This window comes from bacterium (assembly GCA_024742285.1).
Classification (GTDB): Bacteria; Myxococcota_A; UBA9160; order UBA9160; family UBA4427; genus UBA4427.
This window is the reverse complement of record JANSYR010000008.1, coordinates 231,721-247,891: the sequence shown is the minus strand read 5'-3', so window position 1 is coordinate 247,891 and position 16,171 is coordinate 231,721. Positions and strand designations below refer to the sequence as shown.

Below are 16,171 nucleotides of genomic sequence, written 5' to 3'. Positions count from 1 at the left end.
GAGGCGTGTCGGAGGCGTGTCGGAGGCGTAGCCCCTACGCCCATGCCTTCGAGACCCGACCCGAGGCCACCGCCTTCCGGCCACCACGTCGTCCAGCGAGCGGCGCGAAGGCCGGGGTCTCCCGCCTCGAGGTGTGGCGAAGGAGCACGATTCGCGCTGCGAGATCCGTCTCCGGCACTCCGCTGCGGGCATGGAACGTGCACTCCAAGGAGGGAGCCAACCAGGGCCACGCGGCCCGCGAACGGAGACACGGGAATCCGATGAAGAAGAACGAGCCGATCTCGAAGGTGTTGACCACGGACGTCATCACGACCCACGTCGCCCAGAACGTGAGCGACGTGCGAAAGACCTTCGCCAAGCATGGATTCCATCACATGCCGGTGGTTTCGGGCGACGAGCTGATCGGGCTGATCTCGGCCTCCGACATCCTCGGGATCAGCGTCGAGGGCGTGGGCAGCGACGAGATGTCGATGGACGCCTACCTCGATCACCAGTTCTCGATCGAGGGGCTCATGAAGAAGGAGCTCCGGACCCTGCCCGAGAAGTGCACCGTGGCCGACGCGGCGGAGGCGCTGTCCGACGGCAGCATCCACGCGGTGCCGGTGGTCGACGACAAGAACAAGCTCGTCGGGCTCGTCACCTCGACCGATCTGATCCGGTTCCTGCACGATCAGTTCTGATCGGGGCGGGCGTGCGCCCCTCGATTGATTCCTTAAAGGAACCAATCATGTTCCAAGAAGATCGATTGTCATTCGACGAGTCGGTTCGATCCTTTCCTTCACCGCTGACCGGTGAAGGGAGGGCGACCCGCGCCATGATCGACAAGAGGAAGGCCGACCATCGATTCCGGACCGAGCTCGACTGGCTCGACAGTCGCCACAGCTTCTCGTTCGGACATCACCACGACCCCGCGATCCTGGGCTTCGGCCCGCTGCGGGTGATCAACGAGGACTGGATCGCCCCGCGCTCGGGGTTCCCCGCCCATCCGCATCGCGAGATGGAGATCCTGACCTACGTGCTCTCGGGCACGCTCAGCCATCTCGACAGCGAAGAGAACGAGGCCCAGATCCGCCCGCGCCGGTCGCAGCTCATGCATGCCGGGACCGGGATCGCCCATGCCGAGATGAATCTCGGGGACGATCCGGTCCACTTGCTGCAGATCTGGATCGAGCCCGACACCCGGGGCACCGCACCGGGCCACGAGATGATCGACTTCGCGCTCGCCCCCGGGGTCCCGACCGTGCTGGCTTCTTCGGGTGCGTCGGGGGCGTCGACGGGCGGGCTTCCGCTCCGTCAGGACGCGATCGTGTCCGCGCTCGTCCTGGACGAGGGCCAGTCCTTCGTCTGGCCGTTGGGCGGGCGACGGCGCGGATGGATCCAGGTCGCGCGCGGCACCGGCCGCGTCGACGGGATCGACTTCGAGGCCGGGGATGGCTTTGCCATCGAAGAAGTCGATCGACTCGAGATCGAAGCGGTGGAGAGCGCAGAGCTCCTGCTCTTCGACCTGCCGGGGGAGGAGTTGCGGCCGTCGCGACACAAGTGGGTTTCCCCACGCCGATGAACGCTGGCCGGAACGTTAGGCGGCACGATGACGATCGGGCCTGGGGCGAATCGCCGATCGCAGCTCGGCTGTTTCTCGTTAGGCTCCAGACTTGCCGGCGTTCTGCCGATCGAGTCTGCGGCCCCTACGTCGGATCGGCGCGCTCTCGCGACCGAGCGAGACCGCCCGCCGGCTTGTCTCGACGGGGCCGGAACGGGCAGGGGCAGACCCATGAGTCTCAAGATCATCGGCGCGGGATTCGCTCGGACGGGGACCGTCAGTACGAAGGCCGCCTTCGAGAAGCTGGGCTTCGGTCCCTGCTATCACATGCGCGAGATCCTCACGCCGCGACGTGGCCACAGCGAAGGCCACCTGCAGCTGTGGAGCGAGCATGCGCGCGCCCGCCACGCCGGTCAGCCCCATCGACTCGACTGGGGTCGGCTCTTCGCCCGCTACGCCTCGTGCATCGACCTCCCGACCTGCCTCTACTACGAGGAGCTGCTCGAAGCGTTCCCGGACGCCAAGGTGGTCCTGACGGTGCGCGACGCCGAAGGGTGGTTCCGATCCTGGAAGCGCCTCAACGACGCCTTCCGTTTCATCCGCCCCTTCGCCCGCTTCTCGCCCCGCGTGCGCAGAGCGATGGACATCACCGACCTCCTCGTGACCGGCACCGTGATGGGCGGCGGGATCGAGAAGGCCTCGAACATCGAAGTCTACGAGCGGCACAACCAGGCCGTTCGCGACCGGGTGCCCGCGGAGCGACTTCTCGTCTTCGACGTTCGCGACGGTTGGGCACCGCTCTGTGAGTTCCTCGGCGTCGAGATCCCCGACGAGCCCTTCCCGCACCTGAACGAGTCGAAGGGGAGTCTGAGCTCCAGGCTCTTCCGCTACTGGGTGGACACGACGCCGGCCCGGATCAAGGCGGCCTGGGTCGTCGGCGCGGCCGCGAGCATCGTGCTCGGCTGGACGCTCGTCGGCCCTTGAGGGAAGGGCCCGCGTCGCGCCCGCCCGGGCGGTCCCGCGTCTTTCGCGCGTGGGCGGATCGGGTCGCCGGGGCCCCGGTCCGAACGCTGATCGCGGGGCTGCTCGGTCTCGTGGTCCTCGCGTCGGGCCTGCCGTCGATCCGGTTCGAGACCCACGCGGAGCGCTTCCTCGGTCCGGACCATCCGTCCAGGCTCCGGTACGAGGCGTTCAAGCGCGACTACGGACTCGACACCGCGATCTTCGTGTTGCTCGAGGCAGAGGACGTCTTCGCGCCGGGCTTCCTGGCTCGACTCGACGCTTTCCACGCCGATCTCGAAGCGACCCTGCCGCACCTGGACGAGGTGCGCAGCCTCGCGAGCGCGCGTCTGCTCTCCGGTCGCGACGATGTCCTGTCCGTGCGCGAAGTGCGGAAGACGCTCCCGCAGAACGGGCGCGAATCGGACCGGCTCGCCGCGAGACTCTTCGAGACCAGCGCCTACCCGGGGCATCTCTTCTCCCGGGACCGAACGCTGACCGTCGTCGCGGTGAGCCTGGACGCCTACGTCGACCGCGACCTCGCGACGCTGCAGCCACTCTCGGCCCTCGAGTCGGGTCGCGTGGTCGCGCGCGTCGAGACGCTGGCCGAGCGGCATTGGCCCGAAGGGGGCTACCACCTGGCCGGGAATCCGGTGGTGAACGCGCGGCTGGCGGCCGCGTTCGCTCGCGACATGCTTCTCTTCACCGTGCTGGCCGTGGTGGCCATCGCCGCCTGCCTGGCCTTGCTCTTCCGCCGAGCATCTGCGGTGGTGCTGCCCCTCGCGAGCGTGATGATCTCGATCGCCGCGACCCTCGGCCTGCTCGGGCATCTGGGGGTCACCCTGAACGTGACCATCCAGATCCTTCCGCCCTTCCTGCTGGCCGTCGGCGCGAGCGCCGCCATCCACCTGCTCGTCATCGCCTACCGGGAGCTCGACGCGGGGACGCCGCGCGTCGAGGCGGTCGCGCGATCCGTCGAGCGCGCGGGGCCGGCGCTGGTCGCGACCAGCCTGACGACCGCGCTCGGCCTCGGTTCGTTCGCGGCCGCGACCGACCTGGCTCCGGTGACCCTGCTCGGGACCGTCGCCCCCGTCGGCGTGTTGGCGACCCTGATCGCCGTCCTCGTGCTGATTCCCGCTTCGCTCGTGCTGCTGCCGATCCGGGCACGAGTGGGCGAGCCGGCGACTGTGCACCTGCGTCTCGGACGGGCGCTCGCCCGACTGGGACTCCGCGCGTTGCGCGCGCCGCGACTCGTCGCGGCGGCCGGTCTGGCTTGCTTCGTCGGCGCAGGGATCGCTGCGTCCCGGGTCGACGCCGAGAACGACGCGCTCACCTACTTCCCGGCCGGCGACCCCGTCCGAATCGCGACGGAGATCTTCGACGAACGGCTCTCCGGGACGATGAGCATGGAGGTCCTCGTCGATGCCGGCGTGGCCGGGGGCGTGCGGCAGCCGGAGATCGTGGCGGCGCTCGACGAGATGGCACGCGTGCTTCCGGCGATCCCCGCGGTCGAGGGAGCGCGGATCCAGCGCTCGCTGTCTTTCGTGGACGTGTTGCGTGAGATCCATCTCGCGCTGACGGAGGGCGAGCCGGGGCAGGGCGCTCTGCCCTCCGAGGCGCGACTGATCGCGCAGGAGCTCCTGCTCTTCGAGGCGACCGGGGCCGAGGATCTCGAGCGCGTCGTGGCGAGCGACTACTCGAGCGCGCGCATCACGCTTCGCGCGCCCTGGGGCTCGGGGCGGGACTACCTCGCGCTGATACCGAAGGTCGAGGCGGCGCTCGAGCGGCTGCTCCCGAGCGGGGTCTCGGTCTCGACGACCGGGCTGATCGTCCTCTTCGCGGAGGCAGTCGAGGCGATCTCGCGCGGCTTCGTGCTGAGCTACGGAACGGCGGTTCTGATGGTGACCCTCGTCATGGTCGCGTTCCTGCGCAGCGTGCGCGCCGGGCTCGCGAGCATGGTGCCGAACGTGCTTCCGATCGCGATCACCCTCGGCGTGATGGGCTTCTTCGGGATCGACCTCGATCTCTTCACGATGTTGATCGGCAGCATCGCGCTCGGCCTCGCCGTCGACGACACCGTCCATCTGAGCCACGCCTTCCGGCGGGGCTGGGAAGAGCACGGCGATCTCGAAAGGGCCGTCTCGGAGGGGCTCGAGACGACCGGAAGCGCGATCCTGACCAGCTCGGTCGTGCTGTGTCTCGGGTTCGCGACGTTCGGATTCTCGTCGATGTCGAATCTGGTCGCGTTCGGCGGGCTGACCGCGCTCTCGATCGGCCTCGCGCTCCTGGTCGACGTCGTCTTCCTGCCCCCGCTCTTCGCGTGGACGAGAGGGCAGCGGGGCGCCGAGACGATCGGGGAGCCGACCGCCACGGCGCATGGCCCGCTTTCGGAAGCCACGCCTCGCTAGGGCGAGCGCGGTTCAGCGTTCGCCGAGCGTCGGCTGAGCCGCCATCTGCGCCACGGTCGACGCTTCGAGCACCTTCATGTCCTTGTCGAGGGTCTCGAAGACGGGACCGTCTCCCGCGTAGAGGGAGAAGAACACGACGGCGCCATCGGGCCCGCCGTACTCCATGTGGGCCTCGCCGCCGGGACTCATCACGTAGGTGCCGGCCGGACGAACCTTGTGTTCTCCCTCGCTGCCGTCGTCATGGATCTCGATCACGTGCTGCTCTCCCTCCAGCACCATGATCGCTGTGTCGGCGACGTGCCGATGGAAGTGGCAGTACGAGTTCGCGGGCCATCGCACGATCAGGTCGAGCCGGCCCGTCTCGGCGTCGGAGCCGAGGATGGCCATCTCGTACTTGCAGGGATAGTCCTGGGTCGGGTCGTCGATCTCGTTCCAGTCGATCTTGTCGCCGTCGAACTGATAGGCCGTGCTCATCTTCTTCTCCTCAGATTTCCACGTTGTAGAGCCGTGCAGGCGTGTCCTGCAGGATCGCGCGCACGACCGACTCGTCGATTCCGCCGAGGGCTTCCTCGGCGTAATCCGCCGGGTGGACCGCGCTGCTGTTCGGGCTCGGGTACTGGCTGGTCGGGTGCGGGTAGTCGGTTTCCCACATCAGGTTCTTCGGGAACTTGGCGACCGCGGATTCGATTTCCCTCTTCTCGAACCAGAACGAGCCGTAGATCTGGCGCTCGAAGTACTCCGACGGGAGCAGGTCGTATTCCGGATGCTCCTTGGCGACGTCGCCATTCGTCCACTGCCAGTCGAACATCTCGAGGACGCAGGAGAGCCAGCCCACGCCGCTCTCGACCGACACGAAGTCGAGGTCCGGGAAGCGCGCGCAGACGCCGCCGAAGAGAAGGTTCGCCAGGCAGCTCTGGTTGTCGAGGAGCGCCAGGGAGCCGCCACGGGCGAAGTTCGCCTTCGTCCCCATGTCGGCCTTGTCCTCCATGATGTCGCTCAGGTCGCCGCCGCCGATGTGGAAGCTGATCGGGAGGCCCGCGTCACGCGTCGCGGCCCAGACCGGATCCCAGTGCTTGTGCGCGAGGACGGGCTCGCCGAAGGTCTCCGGTCGGCTGCCGAAGAGGACGGCGCGGTGGCCCTTCGCGGCGGAGCGTTCGATCTCCTCGACCGAGGCCTCGACGTCCCAGAAGGGCAGGGCCATGACCGGCAGGAGCCGGTTCAGGTCGGCGCTCGCCCAGTCGACCAGGAAGTCGTTGTACGCCTGCACGCACTCGAGCATCAATTCGGGCTCGCCGAGCTTGAGGAAGCCCCCCGAGCCGAAGCCGCCCAGATTGGGATAGAGGACCATCGCGTGGATGTGCTCCTCGTCCATGAGCGCGAGCCGGGCCTTGGCGTCGTAGGACGCCGCCGGGATGTCGTCGTAGCCCATGGGCACGTCGGGGAACGTGCCCGTGTGGCCGGCCATGGTCACCCAACCGGGACCGCCGGCGGGTTCGTCGCCGATGAACCACATGTCCATGCCCTCGACCTTCTTGATGTGCGGAATCTTGTCGCCCCACTTGCTGGCGACGCGATCGGTCCAGACGCCGGGCGGCTCCGTGATGTGCGTGTCGACGTCGATCACCTTGTACTTTTCGAAATGCCTCTGACTCATGGGGTCTCCGTGATTCTGGAAGGGTTCGTCCGTGGAAGGGCTATGCGCTCGCGCGCAGCTTGTAGCGGATGGGCAGGCGCTTGAAGCCGCCGACCAGGTTGGAGTGGAGGCGATCCGGCGGGCCGGCGAGCTCGACTTCCTCGATCCTCGGGAGCAGGAAGCGGAGCGCGTACTCGATCTCGAGCCTCGCCACGTGGGCGCCGGCGCAGAAGTGCTCGCCGATTCCGAAGGCCAGGTGCCGGTTCGGATTCCGGTCCACCCGGAACTCGAAGGGCGCCTCGAAGATCTCCTCGTCGCGATTCGCCGAGGGATAGAAGAGGGCGAGGGTGTCGCCCTCCTTGATCTGCCGGCCCTTGATCTCGACGTCCGCCGTCGCCGTGCGCGCGAAATGGATGATCGGGCTGGTCCAGCGCAGGATCTCCTCGACCCCGCTCTTCAGCAGGCCCGGATCGGACTGGAGGCGCCGCATCTGGTCGGGATGCTCGATCAGGGCGAGCATGCCGCCGGTCGTCGCGTTGCGGGTCGTCTCGTTGCCTGCGGCGACGATCAACATGCACCAGACGAGGATCTCGACGTCGGAGAGCTTCTTGCCTTCGACCTCCGCGAAGGCGAAGAGCGTGACGAGGTCGTCCTTGGGATCCGCCTTCTTCTTCGCCACGAGGTCCGAGAAGTAGGCGAAGAGCTCCGTCTGTGCGGCGAAGACGGTTTCGACCTGGGACTTGCCCTCGTCGACGTACTCCTCGTCGCTGGAACCGAGGATCCGGTTCGTCCAGTGGAAGAGCTTCGGCCAGTCCGGTTCGGGCACGCCGAGCAGCCAGCCGATGACGGCGATCGGCAGCGGCGCCGCGATCCGTTCGACGAAATCCGCCTCGCCCTCGTCGCCCTCCTCGAAGAGGTCGTCGACGACGCCCTTGGCGATCCGTTCGATGTCGGCGTGGAAGCGCTTGAGCGCCCGCGGCGTGAACCCCTTGCTGATCAGCTTCCGCTGGATGCCGTGCTTCGGCGGGTCGAACTGGATCAGGTTCTTCGGGATCAGGTCCTGGTCGCCCTCCGGCGGGGTCGTCTGGACGACGAGGGTCGGATCGCTGATGAAGAGCTCCGGGCGCTTGCTGATCCACACGATGTCTTCGTGCTTCGTGATCGCCCAGAAGTCGTGGCCCGGACTCCGGTCGAACCAGTAGACCGGCGCCTCGGCGCGCATGCGCGTCCAGACCTCGTGGGGATAGCCCCGGGCCACGTAGCCGTCGGGTTCGATGAAGTCGAGCTGATCGAGATCGACCGCCGTCGCCATATCGCGTCCTCCAATCATTCGTCGAGGGGGTCGCCCTCGTTCAAGCGTCCTTCGCGTCCCCGCGCCGGATCACGAGCCCCGCCATGCCGCCTTTCGCGCGGCAGTCCTTCAGGATCTGCATGAACTCACCGGGTTCTCCGAAGAAGTAGCTGTTCTGGCGGCTCGCATCCCCGGGCTTGCCCTCGTTGTTGTAGTAGCCCGGGGTGCAGCTCTGCATGAAGTCGCCGCGTGCGCCGGCGAGCTCGAGGACGCGTCCGACCCAGCCGGCCTCGGCCTCCTCGGAGACCTCGACGGCTTCGATTCCCTCCTCGAGGGCGCGGGAGATGATGAAGGCCAGGTGCTTCGCCGTGTCCCCGAGGCCGTGGGTGAAGTTCACGGCAAACCCGGACTGGACGATGCTCATGATGAAGAAGCAGTTCGGGAAGCCGTGGGAGTGCATGCCGTGGAGTGTTCGAGCGCCGTCGGCCCAGTGCTCCGTCAGCGTCCGTCCGTTCCGCCCATGGACCTCGTAGCCACCCCGTCGCGTGTAGTCCGTCCCGACCTCGAAGCCCGAGGCGTAGATCAGGCAGTCGATCTCGTACTCCTCGTCGCCGACGAGCACACCGCGCTTCGTGACGCGATCGACGCCTTTGCCGTCCGTATCGACGAGGGTGACGTTGTCGCGGTTGAAGGTCGGCAGGTAGTCGTTGTGGATGCAGGGCCGCTTGCAGAACTGTCGGTAGTAGGGCTTGAGCGCCTCGGCGATGGCCGGGTCGTCGACGACCTCGTCCACCCGGGCGCGGATCTGCTCCATCTTCTCGAAGTCCGTCAGCTCGATCTGCCTCTCGATCGCTTCCGGGGACAGGTCGGGTGAGTCGCCCGCGAGCGTCGTCGAGATGAACTTGCGGATGATCTCGGTCCAGTTGTCGGCGACCAGGTCTTCTTTCTGGAAGCCGCCCTGGGTCAGGACCTGGAAGTTGTCCATCCGCTCCTGGTGCCAGCCGGGATTCAGGCTCTTCGCCCACTCGGGATCCGTCTTTGGATTGTCCTTCACGTCGATCGAGGACGGCGTCCGCTGGAACACGTAGAGGTGCTCGGCCGACTCGGCCAGGTGGGGGACGCACTGGACCGCGGTCGCGCCGGTTCCGATGATCCCGACGCGCTTGCCGCGGAGTCCCACCAGTCCGCCGTCGGAGCTTCCACCCGTGTAGTCGTAGTCCCAGCGACTGGTGTGGAACGAGTGGCCCTCGAAGTCCTCGATTCCGGGGATGCCGGGCAGCTTCGGATGGTTGAGCACCCCGAGCGCCATGCAGACGAAGTGGGCGCGCATCTCGTCGCCGCGGTCGGTCGAGATGATCCAGCGCGCCGCGTCGTCGTCCCAGCGGAGGTCGGTCACGCGGGTCTGGAAGCAGGTGTCGCGGTAGAGGTCGTAGTGACCCGCGATCCGCTGGCAGTGCGCGAAGATCTCCGCCCCGGTCGCGTACTTCTGGGTGGGCATGTAGCCGGTCTCTTCGAGCAGCGGCATGTAGATGTAGGCCTCGATGTCGCAGGCGATCCCCGGATACCGATTCCAGTACCAGGTTCCGCCGAAGTCGCCGGCGGAATCGATGAAGCGGATGTCCTCGACGCCGGCCTCGCGCAGGCGCGCGCCCGTCAGGAGACCGCCGAAGCCGCCGCCGATGATCGCGACCTGGACTTCGTCGCGGAGCGGCGCGCGCGGGATCTTCTCCTCCGAGTGGGAGTCCTCGAGGTAGCCCGAGAGATCGCCCTTGAGCTCGCGGTACTGGTCGTTGGCGTCCTCGCGCAGCCGCTTGACGCGCTCCTGCTCGTATTTTGCGCGCAGCTGATCCGGGTCGAAGGCGAGGGGCTTCGCCCGTGCCGGACCGCCGGTCGTGCCGGCACTCTCGTTCTCCATACGTTCCACCCGTTCTCTCTGGCCGGCCGCGATCGGCTCAGCGCTGGTCGATGCCTTCGAGGTCGCCCTTGGCCCGCCACGCGTGCAGGAGCGCGAAGAAGGCCTGTGCGCCCCCGCCGTAGCTGCCCCCGAACCAGCCCGGACCGACGCCGGGCTTGCCCTCGTTGTTGTAGTAGCCGGGCGTGCAGGTCTCGGCGAAATCGGAGTTCGAGTACGCGGAGTCCTTCACGGCCTGGACCCAGCCGGCGACGGCTTCCGGGGTCGCTTCGAAGACCTGCTCGGACTGGCCGAGGGTCTTCAGGGCGATGTAGGCGATGTGTCGGCTCTGTTCGTTGTAGAGCTCGGTGAAGTTCGGCGTCACGCCGGACTGCAGCCCGCCCATCAGGAAGAGGTTGGGGAAGCCGTCGGTCGTGAGGCCGTGGAAGGTGGTGACCTCCTCCTTCCAGTGGTCGGTCAGCGTCTCGCCCGTCGCGCCCCGGATCTCCATGGCGGCCCGGCGCGAATAGTCGGTGCCGACCTCGAACCCGGTCGCGAAGATCAGACAGTCGAGCGGGTACTCCTTGCCGCCGACGATCACGCCGTCCCTGGTGATCTGCTCGACGCCGCGACCTTCCGTGTCGACGAGGGTGACGTTCTCCCGGTCGAAGGTCTGGAGGTAGTCGTCGTGGAAGCAGGGGCGCTTGCAGAACTGGCGATACCAGGGCTTGAGCGACTCGGCGGTTTCGGAATCGGAGACGATCTCCTCCACCCGGGCGCGGATCTCCTCCATCATTCTCGAAGTCCGCGAGCTCGACCATCCGCTCGGCCTCTTCCGGCGAGAGCCCCGCACCGTCCCGCGAGAACATGACCGAGACCTTGCGAAAGATGTCGGTCCAGCCGTCCGCGACGAGGTCTTCGCCGACGGGCGTTCCGGAGACGAAGGTCGAGAAATTCGCGATCCGCTCGTCCTGCCAGCCGGGCTCGAGGCGCGCGGACCACTCGGGATCCGTCGGTCGGTTGTTGCGCGCGTCGACGGAGGAGGGCGTGCGCTGGAAGACGTAGAGGTGGCCCGCGGCTTCGCCCACGTGGGGGATGCACTGGATCGCCGTCGCTCCGGTTCCGACCACGCCGACCTTCTTGTCGCCGAGCTTGTCGAGCCCGCCGGTCGTATCGCCGCCCGTGTAGTCGTAGTCCCACCGGCTGGTGTGGAACATGTGGCCTTCGAACTCCTGGATGCCGGGAATGCCGGGGAGCTTCGGCCGGGCCAGGGGGCCGGGGGCGACGACGACGAAGCGCGCGTGGAGCCGGTCGCCGCGCTCGGTTCGGACCGTCCAGCGGTTCGTGTCGGTGTTCCAGTCGAGGTTCGACACGCGGGTCTGGAAGAGGGCGCGATCGTAGAGGTCGAAGTGGTGGCCGATCCGGCTGGCGTGGGACTGGATCTCGGGGCCGTAGCTGTACTTGAGCGTCGGCATGTACTCGAGCTCTTCGAGCATCGGCAGGTAGATGTAGGACTCGATGTCGCACTGGACGCCCGGGTACTGGTTCCAGTACCAGGTCCCGCCGAAGTCGCCGCCGGCCTCGACGATTCGTACGTCGTCGATCCCCGCCTTCTTGAGCTGCGCGCCGGCACTCAGGCCGCTGAAGCCGCCGCCGATCACGACGACGTCGAGCTCTTCCTCGATCGGGTCACGGGCGATGATCTCGTCGACGTGCGGGTCGTCGAGGAATTTCGCGAACTCGCCGGTCAGCTCCTGGAACTGGGCGATTCCGTCCGGTCGCATCCGCTTGTCCCGCTCGATCCGGTACTTCTCGCGGAGGGCATCCGGGTCGAAGGGCAGCTCGCTCGCTCTCGTCGTGGCGCTCATGCGTTCCTCTCTGATCGGAATCGATCGAAGATCCGGCGCAGCGTGGCGCCCGTCAGTTGCACAGGATCCGGCCCAGGCGACTCGCGGCGCTCGTCCCGAGCTTCTCCTCGAGCAACGAAGCAATCGCGCGGAGCTCGCGGTCCCGCGGCGCTCGCCCGTTGCGCTCGGCCGGGTCGGGCGGTGGGGCCTCGAACGCGCGCGCTTCGAGGAGTTCCCTCTCGAGGGTCAGCGCGTGATGGAGCTCAGCGGCCAGGTTCACGAAGTCGGCGAAGCGGCGCGTGCCGAGCTTCTCGCGGAACTCTGCTTCCAGATCCTCGAGCGTCGCGACGGTGTCGCGGACGAGGGCTTCCCCCTTCTCCGTCAGGTGCACGCGAATCGCTCGGCCGTCGGACTCGAGAGTGCCGCGCTTCACGTATCCGCGCGATTCGAGGCTGCGGACCGTGACGCCCGTGGCCTGACGGCTCACGCCCTGGAGGCGCGCCATGTCGGAGACGCTCAGGGCACCGTCGCCTACCAGCGCGACGATGCGCGCGTGGGAGAGCTGGAGGCCCGAGTGACCCATTGTGCGGACCCGCTCTCGCAGCTCCAGCTCCACGTGGTCGGCGATCAAGGGAAGGACGCCGATCGATCGGCGCGCGTCCTTGCCGAGTCCGGCGTCCGTCTGATCCTGGAGGCCGAGCGTGAAGAAGAGCGCCGACGAAGCCGCGTTGAAGCGACGCAAGCGGCCCGCGCCGATCCGAGCCTCCCAGGTGGTCTGCTCCTCGAAGATGAGACGCACGCTGTCCTCGGCGAGATCGCGTCCCCGCTTCGTCAGCCGGACGCACTGCGCGCGGTCGTTCTTCTGGGCGAGGACGCGTTCGACGTAGCCGTCGTCCTCGGCGAGGCGAGCGATCTTGCTGCACGCCTGGCGACTGATCGCGAGCTGCTGCGCCAGCTCGGTCAGCGGCCGCGGCTCGCGCCACACGAGGGAAATGAAAGGGCCGAGGCTCGGCCGGATCCGGGGATAGCCGCACTCGCGCTCGAGTCGCTCGATCGTCCGGCGGCTGAGGGAGGCGCCGAGGTCGTGGATGTGGCCCACCCAGTTGTGCCGATAGCGCTCGACCGTGGCGGCGAGATCGACGGCAGAGCGCTGCGGATCGGCGGCGGGAGGCGGGGGCATGGCGAAACGCTACTCCGGGCCCGGTCGAGGCGCAACGCACATTTGCACGTATGACAATGCGGGTTACGTGTCGCCTGCGAGGCGCCGAGATCGGGTGACGGCCGGGGCGAGATCGACGCGCGGGTGGCTCGAACTGCTCGAGCATGATCGACTCTTCGGGGCGTGGCGGCCAGGACGGTCGAGGCAGACGGCATCTCACTGGGTTAGATTCGGGCCGGCTTCGAGCAGGCGACCTTAGGCGCCGAGCTCGGAGCAATCTCAATGATCGCCCGCCCGTCGATCCGAATCGCGCTCGACGTACGGGCAGCGAGAGAATCTGCAGTGCGAGCCCGGCTCGCGCTGAAGTTTCTCCAGGAGCTCGCGAGATGAAGACCGTCGACGTCCTCTCGATCGAACGACTGGGACTGCGTGCTGCCCCGGCTGCGGTCGCGCTCTTGGCCCTCCTCCTGGTGCCGATGTCCGCCGCCGCCGCGGACGACGGCGAGGACCACTGGACGGGGACCGCAGCGACGCGGCCCGCCGAGGAATCGGCGTGGCGCACTCAGGCTCGCACGGGCTTCGAGTACCAGGGCGAGACGAAGCTCGATCGACGAGGCGACTTCAGCTACTGGATGGCTTCCGGCGGCGTAGATCTCTCGCGGAAGCTCTCCGACGACGTGGGCGTGACGATCAAGACCCAGTACCGCGCCGTGGGCTACGACTTCAGCGGCACCTTCGTCGGCGCGAACAGCACGGACCCGTGGAACACCGTGCACGTGATCCGGGTCATGCCGACCTTCGCGTTCGCCGTGAACGAGAGCTGGTCGATCCTCGTGGCCCCGATCGGGGAGTTCTCCGGAGAGGGCGGCGCACAGTTCGGCGACGCCCTCCGCGGCGGCGGTGCGCTCGCCGGTGCCTGGAAGGGCGAGAGTCTGACGGTCGCCGTAGGCGTCCTCGCGCTCACCGAGATCGAGAAGGACGCGCGCATCCAGCCCTTCGTCCTCTTCAACTGGCTGATCACGGATGGCCTGACCCTCGGCCTCAAGGCCGATACCTCGCGCGGCGGTGAGTTCCGCATCCAGTACGCCTTCGACCGGATGACGGTGGCGGCCGGAATCGGCGTCCGTCGCGAGCTCTTCCGCCTGAACGGCGATCGCGGCGGTCTGCCCGGCACGGGCATCCGACGAGACGGCGTCGGCGAGGAAGAAGCGACCGTGGCCAAGATCACGGTCGGCTATCGCGTGACCGACACCGTGACCGTCGAAGGCTACGGCGGCGTCACGGCCGACGGGCAGTTCCGGCTCGAGGACAAGAACGGCAACGGCTTGTCGTCCTCGGACTACGACGATGCCGGCTTCGGTGGCGTGAACGTCCGATTCAACTTCTAGGGCATTCTCGCCCCTCGCCTCAGCAGGTTCCGTCGTGAGCGCGTGGTCTCGTACAACGTCGCACGGGTGGGGTTCCGTGCTTCGCCCGTGCCCCTCGGCGCTGCTGCTGGGGCTCGTGTGTGCTCTGCTCGCGGGGCTTCCGGCCTCCATCGCCGCGGCCCAGGAAGCCTCGGAGCCGGTGGCCACGGCGCCCGCCGACGCGCCCGCGGACGACGCCGAGGAGGCGGTCGAGGAAGCGGTCGAAGCGGCGGAAGAAAGGGAGCTCCACCCACTCGTCGCGGAGGCGGCCGAGCGTCGCGGCGAGATGGAGACGCTCGTCGAGCGCTACGACGGGCTGGAAGAGGAGCTCGTGGCAGCGCGCGGCGAGGATCGCAGCGTTCTCCTCGCGCGCATGGGCGACATGCGACTGGAGTATCTCGCGCTGCTTCACGAGCAGGCGGGGAACCTGCTCGCACAGCAAGGGGAGGGCCTCGAGACGGCGGACCTCGAGCGCGAAGTCAAGCGCCAGATGGGGCCGACCACCGGCCGGATCGGCGAGCTGATCGTCGAGGCCGAGCAGCAGGTCCAGCGGAGTCGCACCCCGCTCGAGGAGCTCGATCCCGCCACGCGCCGGAAGCGAGAGCAGAAGGCGCTCGACGACATGGAGATGCTCGACCGTCTCTATGCCGCGATGCAGGAGCATCTCGAGGGGGTGGAAGCCGTCGGGCTCGACCCAACGACGGGCCGCAACTGGCTGACCACGCACATCGAGCGCCGCGCCGACTCTCTCGCCGCCTGGCTCGAGTTCCTGGACGGTCGCATCGAATCGCTCCAGCGCGATCTCGAGGTCAGCCCGGACGACGCGGAGCTCAAGGCAGAGCTCGTCTTCGAGGAGCGGCGCCTCGAGTCCGTGACGACCAGCTTCGGCGAGACGCTCGGCATCATGGGCGACTACGACCTGGAAACGGCGGAGTACCGCCAGCTCCTGATCGAGACGACCGGCGAGCTCTCGGGCGACATCCTGGACGGGGACGTCGTCGTCCGCCTGCTTCGCGACGCGTCGGACCGCGCGGGTGCGTGGTTCCGGGAGAAGGGCCCGGACGTCGCCTTCGATCTCCTGCTCTTCCTGGCGATCCTCCTCGTGACGCGCGTGTTCGCCCGACTCACCGGGCGAGTCGTTCGGCGGGCCGTGTCCACTTCGCGGTTCTCGTTCACGAAGCTGCTCCAGGACACGTTGGTGTCGTGGACCTCCGGTCTGGTCACCGCGCTGGGCGTCCTCTTCGCACTCTCGCAGATCGGCATCGACCCGGGACCCCTGCTCGCCGGCCTCGGGATCGCGGGCTTCGTCGTGGGCTTCGCGCTTCAGGAGACGCTGGCCAACTTCGCTTCCGGCGCCATGATCCTGCTCTATCGGCCCTACGACGTCGGCGACTTCGTCGAGACGGCTGGCGTCTTCGGGCAGGTCTCGAAGATGAGCCTCGTTTCCACGACGATCCTCACGATCGATCGACAGACGCTGGTCGTTCCGAACGCGAAGATCTGGGGAAACGTGATCAAGAACGTGAGCGACCAGCGACTTCGCCGCGTCGATCTCAAGTTCGGCATCGCCTACGGCGACGACATCGAGCACGCGGAGCGCGTCTTCAAGGCGCTGTTCGAGGAGGACGAACGCATCCTCTCGGATCCGCCGCCGCTCCTCGTCGTCGACGAGCTGGGGGACTCCGCGGTCGTCTTCAAGGTCGCACCCTGGGTGGAGAACGCGGACTACTGGGACGTGAAGTGGGACCTGACCCGCGCGGTCAAGCTTCGATTCGACCGGGAGGGGCTGCATATCCCGTTCCCTCAGCGCGACGTCCACCTGCGGGATGGGGTCGCCCCGGAGCCCACTCGGCCATCGTCGTCCGAAGCCCCGAGCCCGTCGAATCGTTCTTCGACGCGTTCACGCGACGCCGCGGAAGGCGAGTCCGAATAGGCCGGCGCCCGCGCGGCGGGAGCCCCTCGATCCGGTCGGGATGCCGCGAGAGGGCTCGTTCGTC

11 protein-coding genes and 1 pseudogene are annotated in these 16,171 nt (G+C 67.8%); 6 read left to right on the top strand and 6 right to left on the bottom strand.

What is annotated here, in order from left to right; translation table 11 throughout:
• Positions 1-260 precede the first annotated feature (260 nt).
• The 4 genes from NXI30_16340 to NXI30_16325 all read left to right on the top strand — a co-directional run bounded on the left by NXI30_16340 (position 261) and on the right by NXI30_16325 (position 4,947).
• On the top strand, positions 261-680 hold the full coding sequence (locus NXI30_16340) for a CBS domain-containing protein (GenBank protein MCR9095791.1): 420 nt from the start codon (positions 261-263) through the stop codon (positions 678-680).
• Positions 681-814: 134 nt separating this feature from the next.
• On the top strand, positions 815-1,561 hold the full coding sequence (locus tag NXI30_16335; protein MCR9095790.1) for a pirin family protein: 747 nt from the start codon (positions 815-817) through the stop codon (positions 1,559-1,561).
• Positions 1,562-1,771: 210 nt separating this feature from the next.
• Positions 1,772-2,524, top strand: coding sequence for a sulfotransferase family protein (locus NXI30_16330; protein ID MCR9095789.1), 753 nt, complete (start codon positions 1,772-1,774; stop codon positions 2,522-2,524).
• Positions 2,521-4,947 carry an efflux RND transporter permease subunit gene (locus NXI30_16325; GenBank protein ID MCR9095788.1) on the top strand — a complete coding sequence of 809 codons (2,427 nt, stop codon included), beginning with the start codon at positions 2,521-2,523 and terminating at the stop codon, positions 4,945-4,947. The genes NXI30_16330 and NXI30_16325 overlap by 4 nt, the downstream gene beginning before the upstream one ends.
• A 12-nt stretch (positions 4,948-4,959) precedes the next feature.
• Here the strand turns inward: NXI30_16325 and NXI30_16320 are convergent, their stop codons facing one another.
• From NXI30_16320 to NXI30_16295, 6 genes and pseudogenes are all read right to left on the bottom strand, one after another.
• The gene (locus NXI30_16320) at positions 4,960-5,421 is read right to left on the bottom strand and encodes a cupin domain-containing protein (GenBank protein MCR9095787.1); all 462 of its coding nucleotides are present in this window, start codon (positions 5,419-5,421) and stop codon (positions 4,960-4,962) included.
• Between the two features lie 10 nt (positions 5,422-5,431).
• Positions 5,432-6,601 carry an amidohydrolase gene (locus NXI30_16315; protein ID MCR9095786.1) on the bottom strand — a complete coding sequence of 390 codons (1,170 nt, stop codon included), beginning with the start codon at positions 6,599-6,601 and terminating at the stop codon, positions 5,432-5,434.
• Positions 6,602-6,641: 40 nt separating this feature from the next.
• A complete protein-coding gene (locus NXI30_16310) occupies positions 6,642-7,892 on the bottom strand; it encodes a cytochrome P450 (GenBank protein MCR9095785.1) in 1,251 nt (416 codons plus the stop codon).
• Between the two features lie 40 nt (positions 7,893-7,932).
• Entirely contained in the window at positions 7,933-9,786 is a 1,854-nt protein-coding gene (locus NXI30_16305; protein ID MCR9095784.1) for an NAD(P)/FAD-dependent oxidoreductase, read from the bottom strand.
• A 37-nt stretch (positions 9,787-9,823) separates the two neighbouring features.
• A pseudogene (locus NXI30_16300) lies at positions 9,824-11,630 on the bottom strand (NAD(P)/FAD-dependent oxidoreductase).
• 52 nt (positions 11,631-11,682) lie between these two features.
• Positions 11,683-12,789: a MarR family transcriptional regulator gene (locus tag NXI30_16295; GenBank protein ID MCR9095783.1), complete on the bottom strand. Its 1,107-nt coding sequence runs from the start codon at positions 12,787-12,789 to the stop codon at positions 11,683-11,685.
• Between the two features lie 365 nt (positions 12,790-13,154).
• Between NXI30_16295 and NXI30_16290 the strand changes: the two genes are divergently transcribed.
• Positions 13,155-14,156: a hypothetical protein gene (locus tag NXI30_16290; GenBank protein MCR9095782.1), complete on the top strand. Its 1,002-nt coding sequence runs from the start codon at positions 13,155-13,157 to the stop codon at positions 14,154-14,156.
• Between the two features lie 115 nt (positions 14,157-14,271).
• Positions 14,272-16,107, top strand: coding sequence for a mechanosensitive ion channel (locus NXI30_16285; GenBank protein MCR9095781.1), 1,836 nt, complete (start codon positions 14,272-14,274; stop codon positions 16,105-16,107).
• Positions 16,108-16,171 lie beyond the last annotated feature (64 nt).

What these genes read in the sequence shown, in the direction of transcription:
- NXI30_16290 (MCR9095782.1), top strand. Translation starts at nt 13,155, where the DNA reads ATGAAGACCGTCGACGTCCTCTCGATCGAACGACTGGGACTGCGTGCT.
- NXI30_16340 (MCR9095791.1), top strand. Translation starts at nt 261, where the DNA reads ATGAAGAAGAACGAGCCGATCTCGAAGGTGTTGACCACGGACGTCATC.
- NXI30_16295 (MCR9095783.1), bottom strand. Translation starts at nt 12,789, where the DNA reads ATGCCCCCGCCTCCCGCCGCCGATCCGCAGCGCTCTGCCGTCGATCTC.
- NXI30_16310 (MCR9095785.1), bottom strand. Translation starts at nt 7,892, where the DNA reads ATGGCGACGGCGGTCGATCTCGATCAGCTCGACTTCATCGAACCCGAC.
- NXI30_16315 (MCR9095786.1), bottom strand. Translation starts at nt 6,601, where the DNA reads ATGAGTCAGAGGCATTTCGAAAAGTACAAGGTGATCGACGTCGACACG.
- NXI30_16335 (MCR9095790.1), top strand. Translation starts at nt 815, where the DNA reads ATGATCGACAAGAGGAAGGCCGACCATCGATTCCGGACCGAGCTCGAC.
- NXI30_16305 (MCR9095784.1), bottom strand. Translation starts at nt 9,786, where the DNA reads ATGGAGAACGAGAGTGCCGGCACGACCGGCGGTCCGGCACGGGCGAAG.
- NXI30_16320 (MCR9095787.1), bottom strand. Translation starts at nt 5,421, where the DNA reads ATGAGCACGGCCTATCAGTTCGACGGCGACAAGATCGACTGGAACGAG.
- NXI30_16330 (MCR9095789.1), top strand. Translation starts at nt 1,772, where the DNA reads ATGAGTCTCAAGATCATCGGCGCGGGATTCGCTCGGACGGGGACCGTC.